Origin of the sequence: Streptomyces melanogenes (assembly GCF_014649795.1) — a bacterium.
Classification (GTDB): Bacteria; Actinomycetota; Actinomycetes; order Streptomycetales; family Streptomycetaceae; genus Streptomyces; species Streptomyces noboritoensis.
In genome coordinates, this window is the sequence record NZ_BMTS01000030.1 from 1 (window position 1) to 19,444 (window position 19,444).

The window sequence follows — 19,444 nt, forward strand, 5'->3', positions numbered from 1 at the left end:
CGAACTCCTCGCCAAGGAGAACCGCGCAAATCAGGGCTGAACCGACCTCGGGGGGTTAATTTTCCGAGATCCGTAGGGGGTCAGTTTTGAGGGAGCGTTGACAGCAGGAGTGCGAAGACGGCGTAGGGGTCGTCCCGGTCGCGACCCCACGGGTCGAACAGCAATCCGTATCTCGCCGCAGCGGTCATCCGCGCCGCGCCGCCGTGAGAGCGGGACCAGGCCGGCGGGGTGGCCGACGGGCGGGCCCGTGGCAGGGACTCCGTCCGGCCAAAGGCACAGGCAGCAGCGTTGGCAGTGTCATCGTGTTCTCCTCGCGCCATCAGCGGGCCTGGCCCACCGCCGATCGGCGCGCGCCCGCAGGACCCTCGTGGTGATCCAGGAGACACCCCCTGCGGACACGATTCAACCGCGTCCCCGCGGAGTTCGCCGATCAATCCCGTTACTGACGGCGCGTGAAGCACACCGGCGCACGGCTCACCACGGTGGTACGCCCGGAGCCGACGCCCGGACGCTGTGTCGCGCGGTCGCGGTCAGTGGGAACGGCTCTGCTTGTCCGACGCGGAAGAAGCCGGGGGACCTACGGGGGCCGCGGGCGGCAGCACCGCGTCCAGCCAGGTGAGGAACGAGCGGAAGGAGCCGCCGAAGTGCCCGCGCACCCGGGCTTGTACGGCGTGCCCTTCGTGGCGAGGGAGGAGGCCGTGGATCGACTTCTCTCCGCAGCCGCACTCGCAGTAGCGGGCGGACAGCACTTCCTCTTCCGGCAGTTGGCCATACGTGACGCTGTTGTGGGATGCGTTGACGAGCGGGTCGGGACGGTTGAAGTACCCGTCGTGGAGGGGGTGTCCGGGGCCCAGCAGATGCGCGTCGAGCGACTTCTTGCGGCCGAGGCCGGTGGTGTGTTCGGTGACGCCGTCGATCTCGGCGACCGCGCGGACGAGCCCCTCGCCCACCACGAGAGCGAACCGTTCGCGCACGACGAGTCTGGCGTCGAGCCTCCAGGGCCCGCGGCCGGCTTCCAGCGCCTCGGCCTCGGTCATACCGGGGAAGTAGCCGACCGATCCGCGTCCGAGCGGGTCGCCGGTGACCCGCTCGTGGTCACCCAGCCGGATCCGGATCACCACTCTGCCCGACCTCCTCTTTCGGCCTGTTCTCTACGGGACTTGACTACCACAGGAGCCTCCCGCGCCGTGCTTTTGCCACTCGTGCGGGTCGCGGTTCGGACAGGTCTCGGATTCGGGCGCACTGGCGCAATCGGCGCCATCGTTCGGGTGGCGCGGCGCGCGCCGTTCACGACCGCACCGCGGCACACTGGTAGCCGTAGTGCATGCAGCCCACTTCCCGACGATCCCGCCCACGCCGTGCGCGCCTGGCTCTGCTTGCCGCCGCCGCGGCCTGTGTCCTCGCTGCCGCGCCCTCGCCGACCGTACCGCTGGGCATCGGTGACACGCTCTACCCAAATCTGGGCAACCCAGGATATAACGTCCTGTCGTACGACATCGGATTCACCTATCAGGGCGACAACAGCAAGCCGCTGGAGGCCGTCACCACGATCGAGGCGCTGGCCACGCAGAAACTCGACCACATCAACCTCGATTTCACGCACGGCACGGTGCACAGCGTCGAAGTCAACGGAGAGGCGGCCGAGTTCTCCGCCGCCGAAGAGGACCTGGTGATCAGCCCCGGGCAGGAGCTGTCGTACGGCGAGCCGCTGCGCATCGTCGTACGGCACACCAGCGACCCGACCGGCGGGGGCGGCGGTTGGGTCCGCACGACCGACGGCCTGGTCATGGCCAACCAGGCCGATGCCGCCCACCGGGTGTTCCCCTGCAACGACCACCCCTCCGACAAGGCGTACTTCACCTTCCACGTGGCCGCGCCGCCGGACGTCGCCGTCGTCGCCAACGGACTGTCGACCACCCGCCGACGCAGCGGGGACCAGATCGTCTCCACGTTCGCGACCACGCACCCGATGGCCACCGAACTGGCCCAGGTGTCGCTCGGCCACTCGGCCGTCGTGCGCCGCGAGGGGCCGCACGGACTGCCGATCCGCGATGTCGTCCCCACGCAGGACAAGGAACTCCTCGAACCCTGGCTGAAGAAGACGCCCGCTGAGATCGAGTGGATGGAGCGCAAGGTCGGGCGCTATCCCTTCGAGACGTACGGGGTGCTGGTCGCGGGCGCGGACACCGGCTTCGAGCTGGAGACCCAGACGCTTTCGCTTTTCGAGCGGTCACTGCTCACCCGCAAGGACGTTCCCGAGGGGTACGTCGACTCGATCATGGTGCACGAGCTGGCACACCAGTGGTTCGGCGACAGCGTCTCTCCGCGCGCCTGGTCCGACGTATGGCTCAACGAGGGCCACGCCACCTGGTACGAGGCGCTGTACGCCGAGGAGTTCTCCGGCAAGTCCCTGGAGCAGCGGATGCGCGACGCTTACGCGATGTCCGACACCTGGCGCGCCCAGGGTGGCCCGCCCGCCGCGCCCAAGCCCGCGAAGGGGCAGATCGAGCTGTTCCGGCCGGTCGTCTACGACGGCAGCGCCCTGGCGCTGTACGCGCTGCGCCAGGAAATCGGCAACGACGCCTTCGCGACGCTGGAGCGGCGCTGGGTGGGCGAGCACCGAGACAGTGTGGCCTCGACCGCCGATTTCTCGCGGCTAGCCTCCGAGGTTGCCGGGCGTGACCTCTCCGGGTTCTTCCAGGAGTGGCTGTACGGGGAGAAGACACCGCCGATGCCGGGTCACCCGGACTGGCGGCCGCAGGCGCAGTCCTGAGCCGCAGCGCACTGGAGCCCGCGCGGGGTGAACCGCGCGGGCTCCGCCTACTCACCCGGACAAAATATTACTCGTGTTATTCAGCGTATATAGGTATTCATGCCACTAAATTGGCAAGAGCTCGACCGACACCCGCGAACGATCCGAATGGGCGTCCCATGACAGCTCTTGCCACGCGTCCGGACCCCATCGGCGCCCCTTCCGCCCCGACAGGCTGAGGGAGACAGACATGGTGCACGGGTTGGCCGTCGCGGCCACCGTCCTGCCGCCGACCGTCATGCTGGCCGGACTGGTCGTGCGCACGGCCGCACTGCGTCTGGCGCCGCACGGTCGGTTGGCGGGCTACGACCGCCGGTCCCGGTTCCACCCAGGAGGGGTCGCCGTCGTCCTCGCCACTCTGGGGGCGGCCGGCGCCGCGCCGCTGCTCGGCGTGGGCGGTCTGGGCAAGGAAACGGCCGTGCTCGTAGTGGCGTCAGCTGCCATGGCACTCCTCGGCGCTGTGGACGACGTGTGGCCCCTGGGCACGCGGATGCGGCTTGTCGTCGCGTCGCCCGCGGCGCTCGCCGTGGTCGTCGCGAGCGGCCTGGGACCGTGGCCGGGTGTGCTCGCCGTCGTCTGGATCGTGTTCCTCACCAACGCCTTCGGCCCGCGCGGCGACGCGGACGGTGCCACGGGGACCGTCGCCGCGATGACCGCGCTCGGCCTCGGCGCCTGCGCGCTTATCGCGGGACGGTCGGCTGACGCCCTGGTGCTCGGCGTGCTGGCCGCCGCCCTCATCGCGTTCCTGCTCACCACTCGGCATGCGGTACGAGCCTTCCTGGGCGGCTGTGGCTCGCTGTTCACCGGGTTCACACTCGGCGCCGCGGCGGTCGTGCTGCACGTGGGAGAACCGGCCCCCCGGTCCGCGGCCGAACTGTTCGCCCTTAATGCCGTGGTCCTGGCGGACGCCTGCGTGGTGACACTCTCCCGGCGCTGCGCGGGCCGCCCCCTGCTGCACGGCGCCCGCGACCACATCGCCCATCGACTGCGCCGCGTCGGCCTCACCCCCCGGGGCGTCGCCGTGGTCCTCGGTGGTGTCTCCCTCATCGGGACACTCCATGTGCTGCTCCTTCAAGGCGGGTGGCTGGCTCCGGCGGCGGTCCTGCCACTCGTGGGCGCGGACCTGGCAGCCGTTGTCCTGCTCCTGGGGGTGCCCGTGTACGGAGCCGCTGCGCGCGGGGAGGTCCCGCGCGGGGGCGCAGGGCACGTCCCTCACCAGACGTACGCGACACCGTCCCTGGTGGGAAGCGTTCGTATGCCGCCCGTGGACGCGTCGTTCACGGGCCGGACGGAGACGATCGCGGGCCGGCGCCGAGAGGAATGACGCCGTGCCCCAACGAGGACCCCTGCGGGAGACGGCCCGGCTCCGTCTCACCCGAAGTCGGCCCAGGGCCCGCTGGGTGCTTCGACCCCTGGCACGAACGGAGCCAGCATGTGGCGCAGCGCGTGGGTTTCGGTGAGGTGGGCGCGGGCCCAGGCACGGCCGCGAGCGGCGCGGGCACGGAGGTCCGCGGGGTCGGCGCGGAGCAGATCGCGCGCCAGCGCCGCCGCCTCCCGTGGGGTGTCCGCCAGATGGAGACCGTGATCGGCTCCGGGCAGCCATTCAAGACCCGGCTGGCGGGACGAGATATGTACCCGGCCCGCGCACAGGGCGATGGGCAGCTGATCCGAGTAGAAACCGGGATGTGAGCGGTGGCGGTTCCAGCCGGCCGTCACCAGCGCGCCCTGTATCGCGTTCAGCTGGCCGTCGTACGGAAGGGGCCCCCGCGCGTGCGGACCGAACCAGCCCCTGCCGTACACCGTGAGCGCCTTCGGACAGAGCCGGGCCAACTCCCGCGCGAGCACCCTGCGCTCCCGGTCGTCGCAGACCAGCTCGATGCCACCATGCGTGGGCCGGGTCCCCATGAGGACGAGTCCGCGGGGCACCGGCACGTCGTCCGCCGCCTGCACGAACCGCAGCGGCGCCACATGGGGGACATAGCGCACGCGGCGCGCTCCGCGCCGGTGCAGCAGCCGCTCCTGCGGGCCCATCGCCACGCTGTAGACGACATCGGCGTGTCGCAGCCACATCGCGCTGGAAGCCTGAAGGCGCCTCAGCCCGCCCCATGCGCCGCCCTCCCACACCACCACCCGGGGGGAGCCGAGCGACCGCAGCAAAGTGCCCACCTCCTTGCGACGCCAGGCATAGTGCTGCGGCGTCTGGACGAAGACCAGATCCGGACGGAGCAGGCAGACCGGCGTGCGGGTGATCCGCCCGACATCGGCCGGATCCACGGCCGGGATGGTCCATGTGTGGCGCAGCAGTCCTTGGTCGGCCAGTCGGCCGAAGGCGTCGAGGAACCCGCAAGCGTGGCTCATCGGTGCGCGCTCGTTGCTGATGTGCAGGACCAGGGGAAGAGTCGCCACTGTGCCTCCAGGCGGAACAGGTCCAGTACGCCGGGTGTCGGGACGGCATCATGTCACCGGGCGGCGCGAGGGCTGGACCTCCCTCGAAGGCGGCCGCCGTCAGGCGAGCGCCCGGACATCCTCGCCGATGCCGCAGACATCGCGGCCGTAGGCGATCCGGGCGTAGCCGCCTTCGCCCCAGTTCTTCCCCCAGCTGTTCTTGACGATGTAGTAGGGACGGCCGTTCTCCTCGCCGTAGCCGACGATGACCACCGCCTGCCTCCGTCCGTACTTGGGACAGAAGGGCGAGTCGTAGATACCGCCCGTGTACGCCTTGAAGCTGTGTGAGACGCCGATGGTGGTGAGCAGGGGGCCGTACCTGCGCAACGCGGCGAGCACCGCGTCCTCGTTGCCCGTCACGCGGTTCCACCGGCGGTAGGGGAAGACCTGGTCGGATGCCTGCGCGGCGAGTTGCGTGCAGGCGGGGGCGCCGGCCGCTTCGGCGTCCCGGGGGAAGGGCGTGGGCTTGCCCGCGGGCACGTAGACGTAGCGGGCTTCGCGGCCCATCCACATCTGATCCCTGGCCTCCATCGTGGCGGCGGCGGCGACACCCACGCTGTCCTGGCACGTGCCCTGGTCGACGATGTTCCACAGCACGGGCGCGTAGGCGCGCCAGTCGACGGAGTCGGCCGCTGCGGCCGGCGAGACGGTGGATGCCAGTGCGGCGCCGCACACGGCGGTGGCCACGCAGTGGGTTCTGAGCCGCGCGAGCAACTTCATGCTGCCGTCCTTGTGCTGACCGGCCGGAGTGGATCTCCGGACGCAGAGAAGCGCAGTTTACTTACAGATATGTTCAATTCAGTGCATTTAATGCAAACGATGTAGTTGTGCGGTAAAGGGGCGATCCTTCCTCCATCGCTCGCGCGACCCGCTGCCGGGCGTCACGCCCCTGCACGGCCGACAGGGCAGGGACACGCGGGGAAGCACAGCCGGGCCGAGAACGCAACTGCTGCCAGGATGAAGGTCTTCATCCGATGGCGGACTGAGCGGGACCGGTGGCGCGATGCATCCACATTCCTGCCGGGCGGCGCTGGGGTTGCTGCTCGCGACGGCGTTCCTCACCATGACCGGCCCGGCAACTGCGGCCGCGGCGGCACCTGCTGCCGAGCCCCGGTGCACGGCCGGGACCGGACCGTACCAGTGGCAGCTCGAGCGATACCTCAGGTTGAAGGCCGACGGCCGCCAGTCGACGGGCGACTGCGAGGCGATCCGCCGCTTCCAGCGACAGCAGCGCATCGAGCCGGCCGATGGATACGCCGGACTGCCCACCTACCGCCTCATGCTGGTGGCCCAGGCGGGGAAGAACCCCAACGCGCGGGGGCGCTGCCCGGTACGCCGGTTCAAGGTCGCCTGCGTCGACCTCGACAGGCAACTGCTGTGGGTGCAGAGGAACGGAACCCTCGTCTACAAGCCGGTGCCCATTCGGTCGGGCCGCAACGGCGAGGAGACCCGCACGGGCCGGCACCGCATCTACCTCAAGAAGCGCTACGAGGTCTCGCGCCTGTACGACAACGCGCCGATGCCCTACTCGCAGTACTTCAGCGGTGGTCAGGCCCTCCACGGCACCCCGCACGACCTGTTCAACGGCGCCGGATCCGCGGGATGCGTCAACCTGCGCCTGGCCGACGCCGCGCGCCTGTGGCGCACGCTGCGCGTGGGCGACCTCGTGTACGTATGGGGCCACAGGAGCGGAACGAAGGGCTGACGGTCGAGGCGGGCGCGGTGTTCGCGCGGATGCCGGGCAGTGGTGTGACGATGATCGCATGGGCGAGGAGGACGCGTGTGCGGAATCTGACCGGGGCGTGCTGACCGAACCGGAGGCACGCGCGTGCATGCTCCGGATCGAGGCCTTGGCCGAAGCGGACCGGCCGGAGTGGCTGCGGGTGTTGGGGTGCGACTACCGGCTGCTGCGGCAGGTCCTCGATCGCGCGGACATCGGCATCGCCGTACTCGATCCCGCTCTGCGGTACCGCTATGTCAACGCGGCGCTGGCCCGCTTGAACGGGGTGGCCGCCGAGGACCATCTCGGGCGGCGGATCGGTGAGGTCGTCCCCGGTATCAACGTGGAGGACACCGAGCAGGCGCTCACCGCCGTCCTCGAAGACGGCCGGCCACGCGGGCTCACCGTCAGCGGGACCACTCAGTCCGGCAACCCCGCCGGTCCACGCTGGTGGCACAACACCTACCACCGGCTGGAAGACGACCGGGGAGCGACGCTGGGCGCGGCCGCGATGGTTCTGGAGATCACCACCGATCGGGTGATCCGGGAATCACTGGAACGGACCCGAAGACGGCTCGCCCTGCTCGACCAGGCGGCCACACGCATCGGCACCACGCTGGACGTGCAACGCACCTGCGAGGAGCTCACCCAGGTGCTGGTCCCGCAGCTGGCCGACCTCGTCGCCGTGGACGTCATGGACTTCGAACGCTTCCCCCCACCGTCCCCGACCCTGCAGCTGCGCCGCCTCGCGCTCAGCTCCACCCGTGGCCTGCAGTGGGCCGGACACTACCTGGGCGCCCCGGGCGCGCTGATCGGCGTCCAACCGTCCTCGGCCGCGGCGCGGTGTCTGGACGAACAGCGTCCCGTCGTCCTCAACCGGATCGGGGCAGCCGAGGCACAGGGGCTGCTGGCGGACAGCAGACGCGCAGGCCTGTTCCGCAAGTTGGGCATTCACTCAGGCTGCTATGTGCCTCTCGCGGCAGGTCACGACACCGTCGGAGTCGTCGCACTGGCCCGCGGCGAGAGCAAGGATCCCTTCTCCGACGAGGAGGTCTCCCTGGTCACCGAGCTGGTACGGCGGGCGGCGAGCAGCATCGACGCCGCCCAGCGCTACACCCGGCAGCGCAATACCGCCGTTGTGCTCCAACGGGCGCTGCTGTCCACACGCACCGCTCCGCATCCCGAGGTGGAGTGCGCCAGCCGCTATCTGCCCACCGGCTCCGGAGCCGAGGTCGGTGGCGACTGGTACGACACCATCGCACGGCCCGACGGCACCACGGTGCTGGTGGTCGGCGACGTGATGGGCCACGGCCTGGACGCCGCCGCGACCATGGCCGAGTATCGCGCCGTCGTACGGACGCTGGCCTTCCAGGGCCTGCCACCGCACGAGGTCCTCACCCGAGCCGATGCCGTCGCCCAGGCACTGGAGCTGGAGCGGCTGGCCACCTGTCTGGTGGCCGCCATCGATCCCCTCACCAGTACCGCGACGATGGCCAGCGCGGGCCACCTGCCGTCGCTGCTGGTCACCGCTGAGGAGCCCGGCCTGCTGCTGGAGACGGTGGCGATCGGGCCCCCGCTCGGTGCCGCCTTCGAGCCGTACGAGTCGGACACCGTCACCCTGTCGGCCGGATCGGTGCTCGTGCTGTACACCGACGGGCTGGTCGAACGCCGCGACCAGGACATCGAGCAGGCTCTCACCGAACTTGCCGCCCTCGATCTGGACCCCGCAGCGCCGCTCGACCACATCCTCGACACCCTTCTGTCCCGCCTGGCCGCCGCCCCCTCCGAGGACGACGTGGCTCTGCTGGTGGCGCGGGTCCGCACCTCGCCGTCCGGAACCGCGGTGGACGGCGAGGTGTGACGCGCGGCACCGTGCGGGAAGTCGGCCGACGCGAACGGGGAAACCGGGCGGGATTACCGGGCCGCGAAAGGCACGTTCTCTACACTCTTTCATGGGCGTAGAGCACTCGGGGGGTCTGAGGAAGGCGCAGCGGATGCGACGACGGCGAGGCCACCCGGCAGAAACCGCACCAGCGGATCCCGGGGAGGGTTCCGTCGGCAGCTCCCGTGAGGGATCACGCCGCAAGAAGCGGGTCGTGGTGCCCGTGCGCCCCGGGCCGCTCGGCGTCCTCGCGACAGTGGGCGCCGTGGTCCTGGTCTCCTCGGGCTTGCTGCCCGGCGGCGGTACGTATGCTGCGGGCCCGGTGGCCGCAGCCTCGGTGCTGGCCCAAACGCCCTCAACCGCCCACCCCCAGCGGGGAGTCCAGGCGCCGACCGCGGAGTCGGCTGCTGCTGCCACCGTGATGTCGCTGGTCAACAAGGAGCGGGCGCAGGCGGGCTGCCGACCGGTGAAGGCGAACGCCGTGCTGGCCGCGCTGGCCACCGCGCTCAGCGAGGACATGGCCGCCCGCGGCTTCTTCGACCACACCGACCCTGATGGCAGGTCGACTTGGGACCGGTGGGCGGAGGCGGGCGTCGAGGCCTTCGGCGGCGAGAACATCGCCCGCGGCCAGGCCGACGCGAAGGCCGTGATGGACGCCTGGATGAAGAGCCCGGAGCACCGCGCGAACATCCTCAACTGCGGGTACCAGACCCTGGGCGTCGGCGTGCACTTCGGCGAGGGCGGGCCGTGGTGGACGCAGGACTTCGGCTACTGACCCTTCACCACGAGGCACCCGCGCCATGACCGCCCTGGCAGTACGGCCATCGGCCGGCGGGGTGAACGTCGGCGTTGCCGATCACATGCGCACGGATAAACGCGCATCAAGGATGTATCCCTTCGACGTCCGCAGTGTCGAAGGGCAGTTCCGCGCATGACCAGCCCCGTACACTCCCACTCCGCCACGTGTCTGCGGCACGATGCCCGGTGCCGTCAGCGGCTGCCGCCTTTGCCGCACCGGTCTCCCGTGGGCGCAGCCGGGGAACACCTGGGCGTCGGCCAGGACCTGCACGGCCAGGTGTCGGGAATCGTGCAGCAGGCTGAAGGCAAGACGCTCACTCAGACCTACGGCACCGGTTCCTCCAGTCCGGCGATCGGGGTCTGACCCCGACGCGTGGGCGGCACTCCGCGAGATCCGCTGAGCTTGCTCCTCAAGACGCGCCGTCGGCGTGCCAGTCCTGTTCCTCCCTCCGCGGAACGCGCCCCTTGCGCCGGGCGAGTTCGCGTTCGTCGTAGGGGGCGAAGAGGCGCTTGAGGTGGTCGTCGTCCATGGGGAGCCGGTCGCGGTCGGGGTGAGGGGACGAGTTCCTGGTCGGGTACTCCGAGCTGGGTGAACATCGCTTCCATCGGGAACATCTCCGGCGCAAACAGGAGCGCATTCAGTTCCGGGCCCGTTTCCCACCACCGGGTGCAGTCCTGCTTTCTGCCCCGAGATGGCCGCAGCGACTGAAGCGACCGGACTTCCGATATGCATACTGCTCGTTCGAGGGGGAGCGAGTGCATGGCTGACGGGGTTCGCCAAGGAGGCATGGCGCCGCCAGGGCGTCGCTGATCCTGAGCTCGTTCACCTGCTCTCGGGCCGTCGCCGCGAGGGTCGGAGCGATGACGACGCTTGCGATGGCTGACGGCGTTCCACTTCTCCGGTACGCGAGGCCCATCGGGTCGCAGGTAGCCGACACGGTGGTGCTCCGGACGATGAGGGCGCAGGGCGTCCTCGGCGAGCGGATGGGCGCCGTCCACGCGGGGGGCGTGCGAGACCGCTGGTCGGGGCGACGGAGCGGCGGTGCTCGCCCATGCGCCCGGTGCCTCCGGACGGCGATCGTGGTTGGCTGCCCGGAGGCGCTCGCCGCAGTGAAGCCCCTCATCTGCAGAGCGACCGAAGCGACTGGACTTCCGGCCTTGCCCGTACTCCCTGTGCCGGGGCACCTCATCGCAAACCTGTCGTCCGGGCATCTCCCCCGTGTCCTGCCCTCCGGGACCGTCGTTGCCATGACGCGGAAGGTCCTACTCGTGCCATCCGTCTGCCGGGCCCCGGGCGTGCACCTCTTACGGCAAATCCCGGGGCCCATCCCTTGCATGCGGCTCGTGCCTGCCCGCCGCGGTCTGTCCGACCGCGTCGCGGACGCGTCCGCTCGGCTCCTGTCCCATGCCAAGGCGTCTTCGACGAAACGGAGAACGCGCATACCTGGCGGGGGAGCGCGCACGAAGAGCAGATGGGCCGGCTTGCCTCCAGGCCGGACTGTCAGCGGGCCCGGATAACCTGTGCGGATGATGGGAACGACCACTGACGTAACCGCCGAAGACCGCCGCTTTCCCCTCGCCCTGGCTGAGGTGGCGCGGGTCGAGTTCGACTACGGCGAGGAGGGCGAGGGCGTCGACTTCGGCTTGTACGAAAAGTTCTGCTCCGCCGAGGCGACCACGGACTGGCTGCGCCAGTGGACCGCGAACCCTGAGCTGGACGGCGACGCGTATCGGGTTTTCGGCCAGGACGGCAACGGCGGCCTGGCCGCCCTGTGGCTGGCGCGCGCGGGGCGGCCCCTTTCCGAGCAGCCGGTGGTGTTCCTGGGCTCGGAGGGCGAGAGCGGCGTGGTCGCGGGCAGCCTGTCGGACTTCCTCTGGGTGCTGGCAGACGGCTTCGGCCCCAAGGAGGCAGCGCTGTACGAGGAGCGCGGGTCCCGGCCGGACGTAGAACTGGCCGAGCTGGCGGCCCGCCACGCGACGACGCCGCGCCGCCCGGCCAGGGAGATCATCGCGGAGGCGCAGACGGAGTTCGAGACGTTCTCCGACGACCTGGATGAGCTGTGCCGCTGATCACCGCTCGGCGGACCGGGGAACGATCCTCACCGCGCGGTAGTCGTACCCGTCCTGCTTGAAGCCGGGGGCTTCCCAGGCCAGCTCCACCCGCTGTCCGGCGGACAAGGCGGCGAACCCGTCCATCTCGACGGCGGAGAAGTGACCGAAGCACCCTCCAGGAGTCTCCGGACAGTCGAGCACACCCCACCCCTCCTCCTCGTACCACTCACGAACTGTCGCAGTCACCATGGCGGAATCCTATGCACCCCCACAGGCCTGTCCCGTGCGGGTTGGCGGTGTAGCGGGTCGATCTGATCTTCTCGCGACCGATCCGTCACCCGGACTGACTCGATTCCGTCCGCCGTAAGCTGTCGGAGTCAGTCATGCTGGCACAAGGCCATCGCGCGCCCTTCAACGAGTCTCTCCGCTCGGAGAGTTGCGCGATGGCCGCCTCTGCTTATGGGGCGGCCGCACGCGGAGCTGCGGATACGACGGGCCGTTCGATGGGCCCGGCGTTCCTCGTGGATCACCATGGCGCCGAAGGAGAAAGTCCCTCTTCATCCGTCAGCTTTTCGGCGATTCATCCATATAAGGGGTGAGATTCCGGGTACGTTGAAACAGCCTTCGCGTCATACGTCTGCGAAGTCGAGGCTCAGAACGGAGAGTTGCCGACGCCTGCCGCGCGCCGCATCCATCATCCGGTTCACGGTGTTTCAGCGGATGTCTGTTCTTGGGGCGCTGTCCTCGGATGAATGGTTGTGTAGCTGTGCCAAGGCGAATGTCCCGTGCGGTGATCGCGGTGACCGTAGTGGGCATGCTGACCTCCACGGCGGGATGTGGCAAGGGGTCCGGCTTGTCGCGCCTCTTCGGCGGGGCCCCAGACTCCAAGGGGTTTCCATCGAGCGAACCGCTGGGTTCGGGTCCGCCGCCGGTGGGGGCCGCCTCGCTCGACCCGGCGGTGCAGGGCAAGACCGTGCTGGTGGTCGGCGACTCCTGGGCCGGCCGCCTCGCGGAGGGAATGAACGCCGTCGCCTCGGACAGGAACCGGATCGTGAACGGGGGCATGGGCGGGTGCGGCATCATGCTCCCCAGCACCCAGTCCGGGAAGCCCCCTCTCGCCGCCTGTCTGCGGTGGCCCACGCAGTGGCGCCTCGACATGAACGTGTTCAAGCCCGACGCCGTACTGCTGCGTACGGGCAACTGGGACCTGGAACCCGCCGCCTTCGACGGCATCGCGACCGAGGTGGACATCACCGACAAGCGGTTCCGCAAGCGCTTCGAGACGCAGACGGCGCGTGCCATCGACATCCTCACCGCCCACGGCACCCCGGTGTACCTGACCAATGTGCGGATCGCGGAGGGCGAGTACCAGGAGAAGTCGATCGCGATGAACAACGTCATGCGCGCCATCGCGGTACGCAACAAGGGCAAGGGCGTGCACCTGCTCAACCTCGCCAGGCAACTCTGCGACGACAGCGGCTGTCCGCAGGAGAAGGACGGGCACCGGATGTACGACGAAACCCAGCACCCCTCGAAGTGGAGCCGCGAACGACTGGCGACATGGGTGCTCAACGCGATGTTCGCCAGGCGGTCGGTTCCGTCGGCCCCGGCCGGGTCGGCCGACCCGGCGGGGAACCCGGCCCGATCGGGAGCCCCCGCGCGATGACCCTCCCCCTGACCAGTTTGGACGCCGCTCCGAAGGCCCGCACCGGACGGACGGCCTCCGGGCGCATCCGCTCCATCGACGGGCTGCGCGCCGTGGCGGTCCTCGCCGTGATGAGCTTCCACTTCGGGTCCGGACCGTCCGGTGGCTTCCTCGGCGTGGACCTCTTCTTCGTCATTTCCGGATTCGTCATCACCCGCCTCCTGCTGACGCAGAAGGAGGCGGGCACCCTGTCCATGCGCGCGTTCTACGCCGCCCGCGTCCGCCGTCTGCTGCCCGCGCTGCTCACCGTACTCGCCGCCGTGCAGCTGTGGTTGTGGCGGGCCGACCTTCCCGGACTGCGTACGACCGCCAACGCGCAGACCCTGGCCTCGCTGGGTTTCGCCGGCAACTGGTACGCCGTCTTCGCCCAGGTCGACTACTGGTCCGTCCAACCGGCCCAGGCTCCGCTGAACCACCTGTGGTCGCTGGCCGTCGAAGAGCAGTTCTATCTGGTGTGGCCTGCCCTGATTCTGATCGGCGCCGCCCTCGTCGCCGCCCGTGGTAGCGCCGACGGCGCCCAGGGCGGCGTCCTGCGCCGCGTGCTCATGGCCACCACCGCCTGCGTCGCGCTCGTCTCCTACGCGCTCGCCCAGCACCTGTACGTTCCCGGTGCCCCGGACCGGGCCTATCTGGGCACGGACACCCGAGCCGGAGCCCTCTGCCTGGGGGCGTTCGCCGCCTGCCTGCTCCCGTCCTCGGCCCACGGACGGCCGCGTGTCGCCGGCCCTCGCGCCCTCTCCGCCCGGGCCGGGGCCGCGCTGTTCGCCCTGGCCGCAGTCTGGACCCAGACGAGCATGGACCAACAGGCGTTCTACGCCTGGCAGTTGCCGCTGGTCGGGGTGGCTGGTGCCGTCCTGCTCCACTCCCTGGCCGCCCTCGACCAGCACCCCGCCATCGCTGCCACGGGCGGTCCGGCCGCGGCCTTGCCTCTTCCCGCGCGTCTCATCGCCTCCAGACCGCTTGTCGCCGTCGGAGGCATCAGCTATGGCCTGTACCTGTGGCACTGGCCGGTGTGGGTCTGCCTCAACGCCACGGTGCCCCAGTGGAGCCAGCCGGTCCGCTGCGGCTTGGCTTGGGCCGCCTCCTTCGCCCTGGCCGCAGTCTCCTACGTCCTGATCGAAGCTCCTGCCCGCCGCTGTTCCTTCAAGCGCCTCGCACCGGTCGTGGCACTCGCCTACGTCATGGCGGCGGCTGCGGCCGGAGGTGCGCTGCTTGCCGGCGTCGGTCCCGAGCATCCGGCCGACGACGGTACCCCCGTGGTCACCGGAGACGTGAACGGCTGATGCGAAAAGGGGGAGTTCGGGTGACTGCTGCCGTGCGCCGCGCAGGTGCGGGCGCCGTTCGGGCGTCGTATTCGCTACTCCTGGGACGAAGACGAGGCGATGGGAGAGGGAGGTTCGGTGGGGCTGATGGATGAGGGCGCGGCACCGTACTGGTGGGCGTACGTCGAGGACGCGGACGGCGCGCGGAACCTGGTGCGTTTCTCGGAGAGCGACGAACTGGACGAGGACTTCACCCGTCCCCTGCCCACGGCGTTCCAGGGTGACGCGCAGGCTGTGCGCTGGCTTGCGAGGGCGGAGGCGTCCGGGCGGCGCCTGCCCGCTCTGTACCTGCCGGAGAGCGGCAAGCTGCTCCTGCTGCACGGCGGGCAGTACGTGCGGTGCACCTTGGCGACGATGACGGTCGACGAGGGCCATCCCCTCCCGATCGGCTCGACGTGGCCAGGCCTGGCGGCGGCCGGGTTCGCGGACACGGTGGACACGGTGCTCCAGTGGGACGGGGCCCGCGCCTATTTCTGCAAGGGCACACAGTGCGTGGAGTACGACCTCGCGGCGGACCGGGTCGTGGAGGCGGCGGCTCCCCAATCCATCGCCCGGTTGCTCGGCGGGCCGCAGCAGGCCGGCTTCGACGGCGACCTCGATGCGGCCGTGCGGTGCGACACGGAGATGTACCTCTTCAAGGGGGAGCACTACGCGCGGTACGACATCGGCGTGGGGCGCATCGACCCCGGCCACCCGAGCAGAATCGCGGCCCATTGGAAGGCGCTGGCACAGGCGGGTGCGGTTCGGGTCCTGTCGATGTGGCGTGCTCCGCGGGGCGCGGCGCTGCCGTCGCTCGTGCCCGGCGCCGTACGTGCCATCACGCCCGTCGCCACCTCCACGCCGGCCTTCCTCGGTCCGGGGCCCGGCACGGTGCGCACGGCGGAGCCGGTGCTCGTCAGGGGCTGGGAGGAGTTCGCGCGACTGTGGGAAGCCCCGGTCCCGGCCGGACAGCTCCCGCGAGAGCCGGGGGGCTCCGGCCCGCGCCCGCACGTGGTCATGGCCGACGCTGTGCACGGGTACTTCGGCAACGGCGGGGGCTCCTGCTACGTCGTCCCGGTCGCCGAAGAGGCCCCGGACTACACCGAGGCGGTCCGGAGTCTGGAGAAGCTGCGGGACGTGGCGATGGTCGTGACCCCCGCACTGTGGCTCCACACGCCGGACCTGGCCGCGGCCCGCACGGTCATGCAGTCGGTGGTGACGCACTGCGAGAGGGCGGAGAACAGGATGGCCGTCCTGGACGCCCCGCCCTGGACGTCGACCCAGGCCGAAGCCGCCGGACTGCGCGAGACGCTGGACATCAAGAGTGCGCACGGGGCGCTGTACTACCCATGGGTGATGGTGTCGGGACACGACGGTCAGGAGAGGCGGGTGCCGCCCAGCGGTCACGTCGCCGGCCTGTGGGCACGCGTCGACACCGAGCACGGCGTGCACCGCACCCATACCAACGAGCCGCTGTCCGGAGTGGTCGACGTGCCCGGTGTGCTGAGCGACGCTGAGGTGGGGGCGCTCAACGAGGCGCGGGTCAACTGCGTGCGCGCGACCGCGGCCGCCCCGGTGGTCTGGGGTGCCCGCACGCTGGCGTCCGACGCCGACTACCGCAGGCTCAATGTGCGGCGGGTCGTCAGTTTCCTGAAGGAATCCGTTGACCGGGGCACGGTGTGGGCCGCGTGCGAGGCCAAGGACGAGCGCCTGTGGTCGGCCGTCACGGAGTCCGTGACCTGCTTCCTCGCCGACCAGTGGCACCGCGGCGCCCTGGCGGGTCGCACCGCGACCGAGGCGTTCCACGTCACCTGCGACGCCTCGAACAACACGCATGCGGCGGCCGGCTCGGGGCAGCTCCGCGTGGACGTCGGTGTGGCTCCGGTCTGGGCGGGCGTGTTCCTCCCCTTCCACGTCGTGCAGCAGGCGCCCGCCCCCACGGCACTCGCCTCGGAAGGCGGCCGTGGTGAGCGCGGCCGGATCGCGAGACGTCTGCCCGCTCATCTCCTTGGGCTGAAGGGGCTGATCGGCGGCCGGGGATGGCGATGAGACGGCTCCCCGGGCCCCCGGGCACTTGTTGACGGACGGGCCCGTGACACCGACGGCTGCGCCGCGTGGGCGCTCCCAGTCACGGACAACCCGCAGCACAGCGGCTGTGCTTCCAGGGGAGCGGCGCGGGCCGAGCGGCACCCGGCCCCCGCTCCCCGCACCCTGGGCGCGCATCCGCCGAGGTTCTTGCGACGCACTGGGCGGCAGTGGGCTCCCAGGTCCCGCGCGCCACCGGGGCCCCATCGCGGCTGTCCGCACCGGTCCAGCCCGTAACCGCCTACATCCACCCGGGCACCGGCACCCTGGCCGATGCGGCCCGGTGGTGTGTCCGCGCCCTGGCCAGGCTGCGGGAGAGCCTGCGCGCGGCAGTCATCAGCGCTGGCGTACGGAATCCGGTGGCGCGCAGCGTGCCCAGCCTGGGACCGCTCATCGCGGCGACGCTCCCCGGGTCCCAGGGCAGGAAGACGACCCGCTCGATGCCGACCGTCTCCGCGATGTCGTCCGCCCGGTAGGAGCACGGTCCGATCACGGCCAGGGTCGACCGATCACTCGGCAGACCGTCGTCCGCCCCGTGGACGGTCACGTGCATCAGGGGCTCCGCGCCGCCGCGTGTCACCAGCACCACTTGGTCGGCCGCGTCCAGGAGGGGCTCCACGTCCTCGGTCAGGCGCCCGACGTCCAGGACGACCGTGCCCCTCTCGCCCGCCTCGCCGAGCAGCATGCGCCGGCCGTTCTCGGTGGCCAGCGTCCGCACGGCCTTCCTGCACGGGCCGCGGCCCGGTACCCCGGCCACTACCCTTACCCCGAAGGGCAGTTCACTCGCCGCGTCCGCGAGCGCACCTGGATACGGCATCGCCACCGCCGCGGCGACGTCCAGCACCGAGGGCGCGGTCAGCAGACCCGCGCGGATCATGAGGTCTCCACCGGAGCCGTCCGCCTCGACCACGATCGGCCGCGTCCCGCCATCGGCCTCGGTGGGCCAGGCGGCCGCCAGCGCCAGCGCCGTCGTCGTCACCCCGGGTGCGCCCGTGAGCGACCCGACCACCACAAGCCGCCTCACAGCCCTTCACCTCCTCGCGCCGTCATCGCGAACGCGTCGCCTTGCACAGGCGAAAGAGACGTGGATGTACTCACAGCCCACCTCGCACGAATAGGCATGTCTCTCATTTCGCATCACTCTCCTCGCACGACTTGACACTCTTGGTGAACATCGCAAGGTGGGGATACCCCTCGATGTGACGGCCAATCACATGGGAACGCCTAATTCGCTGTCTGTTTCTGTCCTGTGACCTGACCGTTCCTTGCGAGAATGCGCCGCCGTCGGCGAGTTGGCCTGTAGTAAGACTCGAGTAAGTAAAAAACTGTGTTTGCCGAGACCGGGAAGATGTTGAATGTCGGTCGCAAGTCGGGTTACGTACCGAGTGGGCAACGTTTTGGTGGTCTGTTTCTCGCTGTCGTACGGGCTCTCTTTTTGTTTTGCGCTTCTCGCCTTTCGAGGCGGGATTTTCCGGCTTGCGGAAGAGTCGGAGAGGGGGTTATTACAAAACGGTGGCGAAGATGTCACAAGATGGGCAGCCGTCAATGTCGAAGGCATGGGGCGTCGTTGGTCCTGGTGTGACCCATCTGGATGGGATGGGAGGGAGTCGAAAATTGAGCGAGTGCCGGGTTCCCGACTGGCCCGCCAGAATAAGGATGTTCATACTGTCGTTCTCGGTGGTCACCGTCGTCTGCGGACTGCTGGCAACCCTGCTCGCCTGAGACCGCCGCTTGCCGTGAATTCTTCGAGCGGGCGGGTAGATGCTGTCGGTCGGCCCCGCTGCGCCCACGATCAGATGCGGTGCACTCCGCCGCCAGGCCTCGCGCGGCAGGGGGGACGCGGGTGTGCCGAACAAATCCGCCAAGGGTGATCGGGTCCTCGGCGTTCCGCGTGCCACCTCGTTCTCCTCGGGCCGTGCCGTACCGTTCGCTGGGTGAATTCGGTCGTTACTCCGATCAGCTCCGTGCCGGTTCCTCCCGCACGGACCGACCGTTCCGAGTGCGGTGGCGACTTTTCCCTCGATGGGGGCTATGTTGTCACTCCCGGCCACGGTCTGCTCGCCATCGCTTTTCTCGCGGCTGCCGACAAGCGCCGGGCGCGAGAGGCCGAGGGAAAGCGCTTCCGTCCCCGAGTGGACAACGACGGCCTTGAGACGCACCTCATCATGTGGCTCATCGGGCATCTCAACGGCGATGTTCCCGTCCTGCTCGATTTCCGGGCCGCCGCCATCGAGATCGGAGTCGCCCCGGCTCGGCTGCGCACTGCCGAGGAGTGGCTCGCCGGTTTGTGTGCCATTGCTGAGGACGTCTCTGACGCCAGGGGCAATCCGTATGTATGGATCAATCCCTCGCTTGCCTACCTGCCCGGCACCGACCCCTACACGGCGGCCCGACGACACCGCTTTCCCCGGATCGACGTCGACCGCACCCGCACTCCGAACGTGCCGTTCATCGAAGAGTTCGAGGCCATCGTCTGGGGTGTGGCCCAGCTGTGCAACGCCGACCGTGCAGACGGATCGCTGTGCGACTGGAACCTGGATTTCGGCCTCTGCCCACTGCACGCCACCAGCCGCGCCCAGGGGCAGGAGCGGCATCGGTAGCGGCAAGGGCGGGAGCGGCGGCGCGATTCCCTCCCGGTGACTCC

15 protein-coding genes and 1 pseudogene are annotated in these 19,444 nt (G+C 70.0%); 11 read left to right on the forward strand and 5 right to left on the reverse strand.

What is annotated here, in order from left to right; translation table 11 throughout:
* Positions 1–530: 530 nt before the first annotated feature.
* Positions 531–1,121 carry a hypothetical protein gene (locus tag IE252_RS37215; RefSeq protein WP_190093911.1) on the reverse strand — a complete coding sequence of 197 codons (591 nt, stop codon included), beginning with the start codon at positions 1,119–1,121 and terminating at the stop codon, positions 531–533.
* 203 nt (positions 1,122–1,324) lie between these two features.
* Between IE252_RS37215 and IE252_RS37220 the strand changes: the two genes are divergently transcribed.
* Together IE252_RS37220 and IE252_RS37225 are read left to right on the forward strand one after the other, a co-directional pair.
* Complete coding sequence (locus IE252_RS37220) at positions 1,325–2,773, forward strand: M1 family metallopeptidase (RefSeq protein WP_190093912.1); 1,449 nt, start codon at positions 1,325–1,327, stop codon at positions 2,771–2,773.
* 229 nt (positions 2,774–3,002) lie between these two features.
* The gene (locus IE252_RS37225; protein ID WP_190093913.1) at positions 3,003–4,136 is read left to right on the forward strand and encodes an MraY family glycosyltransferase; all 1,134 of its coding nucleotides are present in this window, start codon (positions 3,003–3,005) and stop codon (positions 4,134–4,136) included.
* A 47-nt stretch (positions 4,137–4,183) separates the two neighbouring features.
* Here the strand turns inward: IE252_RS37225 and IE252_RS37230 are convergent, their stop codons facing one another.
* Positions 4,184–5,218, reverse strand: coding sequence for a glycosyltransferase family protein (locus tag IE252_RS37230; protein ID WP_190093914.1), 1,035 nt, complete (start codon positions 5,216–5,218; stop codon positions 4,184–4,186).
* A gap of 99 nt (positions 5,219–5,317) precedes the next feature.
* On the reverse strand, positions 5,318–5,977 hold the full coding sequence (locus IE252_RS37235) for a C1 family peptidase (RefSeq protein WP_190093915.1): 660 nt from the start codon (positions 5,975–5,977) through the stop codon (positions 5,318–5,320).
* A gap of 283 nt (positions 5,978–6,260) precedes the next feature.
* Here IE252_RS37235 and IE252_RS37240 point away from each other — a divergent pair, with 283 nt between their 5' ends.
* The 5 genes and pseudogenes from IE252_RS37240 (at position 6,261) to IE252_RS37260 (ending at position 11,727) form a co-directional block, all read left to right on the forward strand.
* Positions 6,261–6,962 (forward strand): L,D-transpeptidase family protein, encoded by a 702-nt coding sequence (locus IE252_RS37240; protein WP_190093916.1) that lies wholly within the window; start codon positions 6,261–6,263, stop codon positions 6,960–6,962.
* Between the two features lie 58 nt (positions 6,963–7,020).
* Positions 7,021–8,838: a SpoIIE family protein phosphatase gene (locus IE252_RS37245; protein ID WP_190093917.1), complete on the forward strand. Its 1,818-nt coding sequence runs from the start codon at positions 7,021–7,023 to the stop codon at positions 8,836–8,838.
* Positions 8,839–9,253: 415 nt separating this feature from the next.
* A pseudogene (locus IE252_RS43595) lies at positions 9,254–9,634 on the forward strand (CAP domain-containing protein); the annotation flags it as partial.
* A 249-nt stretch (positions 9,635–9,883) separates the two neighbouring features.
* The gene (locus IE252_RS37255) at positions 9,884–10,021 is read left to right on the forward strand and encodes a hypothetical protein (protein WP_190093919.1); all 138 of its coding nucleotides are present in this window, start codon (positions 9,884–9,886) and stop codon (positions 10,019–10,021) included.
* Between the two features lie 1,166 nt (positions 10,022–11,187).
* Positions 11,188–11,727, forward strand: coding sequence for an SMI1/KNR4 family protein (locus IE252_RS37260; protein WP_190093968.1), 540 nt, complete (start codon positions 11,188–11,190; stop codon positions 11,725–11,727).
* On the opposite strand, the gene IE252_RS37265 is transcribed toward IE252_RS37260, so the two are convergent.
* Positions 11,728–11,958 carry a cold-shock protein gene (locus tag IE252_RS37265; RefSeq protein ID WP_190093920.1) on the reverse strand — a complete coding sequence of 77 codons (231 nt, stop codon included), beginning with the start codon at positions 11,956–11,958 and terminating at the stop codon, positions 11,728–11,730. It lies immediately after the preceding gene.
* A 565-nt stretch (positions 11,959–12,523) separates the two neighbouring features.
* On the opposite strand from IE252_RS37265, the gene IE252_RS37270 reads away from it, so the two are divergent.
* From IE252_RS37270 to IE252_RS37280, 3 genes are all read left to right on the forward strand, one after another.
* The gene (locus IE252_RS37270) at positions 12,524–13,375 is read left to right on the forward strand and encodes a DUF459 domain-containing protein (RefSeq protein WP_190093921.1); all 852 of its coding nucleotides are present in this window, start codon (positions 12,524–12,526) and stop codon (positions 13,373–13,375) included.
* Positions 13,372–14,697 carry an acyltransferase family protein gene (locus IE252_RS37275; protein ID WP_190093922.1) on the forward strand — a complete coding sequence of 442 codons (1,326 nt, stop codon included), beginning with the start codon at positions 13,372–13,374 and terminating at the stop codon, positions 14,695–14,697. Before IE252_RS37270 ends, IE252_RS37275 begins: the two co-directional genes overlap by 4 nt.
* Before the next feature lie 126 nt (positions 14,698–14,823).
* On the forward strand, positions 14,824–16,764 hold the full coding sequence (locus IE252_RS37280; RefSeq protein ID WP_229849050.1) for a phage tail sheath subtilisin-like domain-containing protein: 1,941 nt from the start codon (positions 14,824–14,826) through the stop codon (positions 16,762–16,764).
* A 277-nt stretch (positions 16,765–17,041) separates the two neighbouring features.
* Here IE252_RS37280 and IE252_RS37285 read toward each other — a convergent pair whose 3' ends face one another.
* Entirely contained in the window at positions 17,042–17,824 is a 783-nt protein-coding gene (locus IE252_RS37285) for a MinD/ParA family ATP-binding protein (RefSeq protein ID WP_190093924.1), read from the reverse strand.
* Positions 17,825–18,734: 910 nt separating this feature from the next.
* Between IE252_RS37285 and IE252_RS37290 the strand changes: the two genes are divergently transcribed.
* Positions 18,735–19,400: a hypothetical protein gene (locus IE252_RS37290; protein WP_190093925.1), complete on the forward strand. Its 666-nt coding sequence runs from the start codon at positions 18,735–18,737 to the stop codon at positions 19,398–19,400.
* Positions 19,401–19,444 lie beyond the last annotated feature (44 nt).

Excerpts from the sequence above, each read along its gene's own strand:
- IE252_RS37220 (WP_190093912.1), top strand. The coding sequence starts at position 1,325 with ATGCAGCCCACTTCCCGACGATCCCGCCCACGCCGTGCGCGCCTGGCT.
- IE252_RS37225 (WP_190093913.1), top strand. The coding sequence starts at position 3,003 with ATGGTGCACGGGTTGGCCGTCGCGGCCACCGTCCTGCCGCCGACCGTC.
- IE252_RS37235 (WP_190093915.1), bottom strand. The coding sequence starts at position 5,977 with ATGAAGTTGCTCGCGCGGCTCAGAACCCACTGCGTGGCCACCGCCGTG.
- IE252_RS37240 (WP_190093916.1), top strand. The coding sequence starts at position 6,261 with ATGCATCCACATTCCTGCCGGGCGGCGCTGGGGTTGCTGCTCGCGACG.
- IE252_RS37245 (WP_190093917.1), top strand. The coding sequence starts at position 7,021 with ATGGGCGAGGAGGACGCGTGTGCGGAATCTGACCGGGGCGTGCTGACC.
- IE252_RS37260 (WP_190093968.1), top strand. The coding sequence starts at position 11,188 with ATGGGAACGACCACTGACGTAACCGCCGAAGACCGCCGCTTTCCCCTC.
- IE252_RS37265 (WP_190093920.1), bottom strand. The coding sequence starts at position 11,958 with ATGGTGACTGCGACAGTTCGTGAGTGGTACGAGGAGGAGGGGTGGGGT.
- IE252_RS37270 (WP_190093921.1), top strand. The coding sequence starts at position 12,524 with ATGCTGACCTCCACGGCGGGATGTGGCAAGGGGTCCGGCTTGTCGCGC.
- IE252_RS37275 (WP_190093922.1), top strand. The coding sequence starts at position 13,372 with ATGACCCTCCCCCTGACCAGTTTGGACGCCGCTCCGAAGGCCCGCACC.
- IE252_RS37280 (WP_229849050.1), top strand. The coding sequence starts at position 14,824 with ATGGATGAGGGCGCGGCACCGTACTGGTGGGCGTACGTCGAGGACGCG.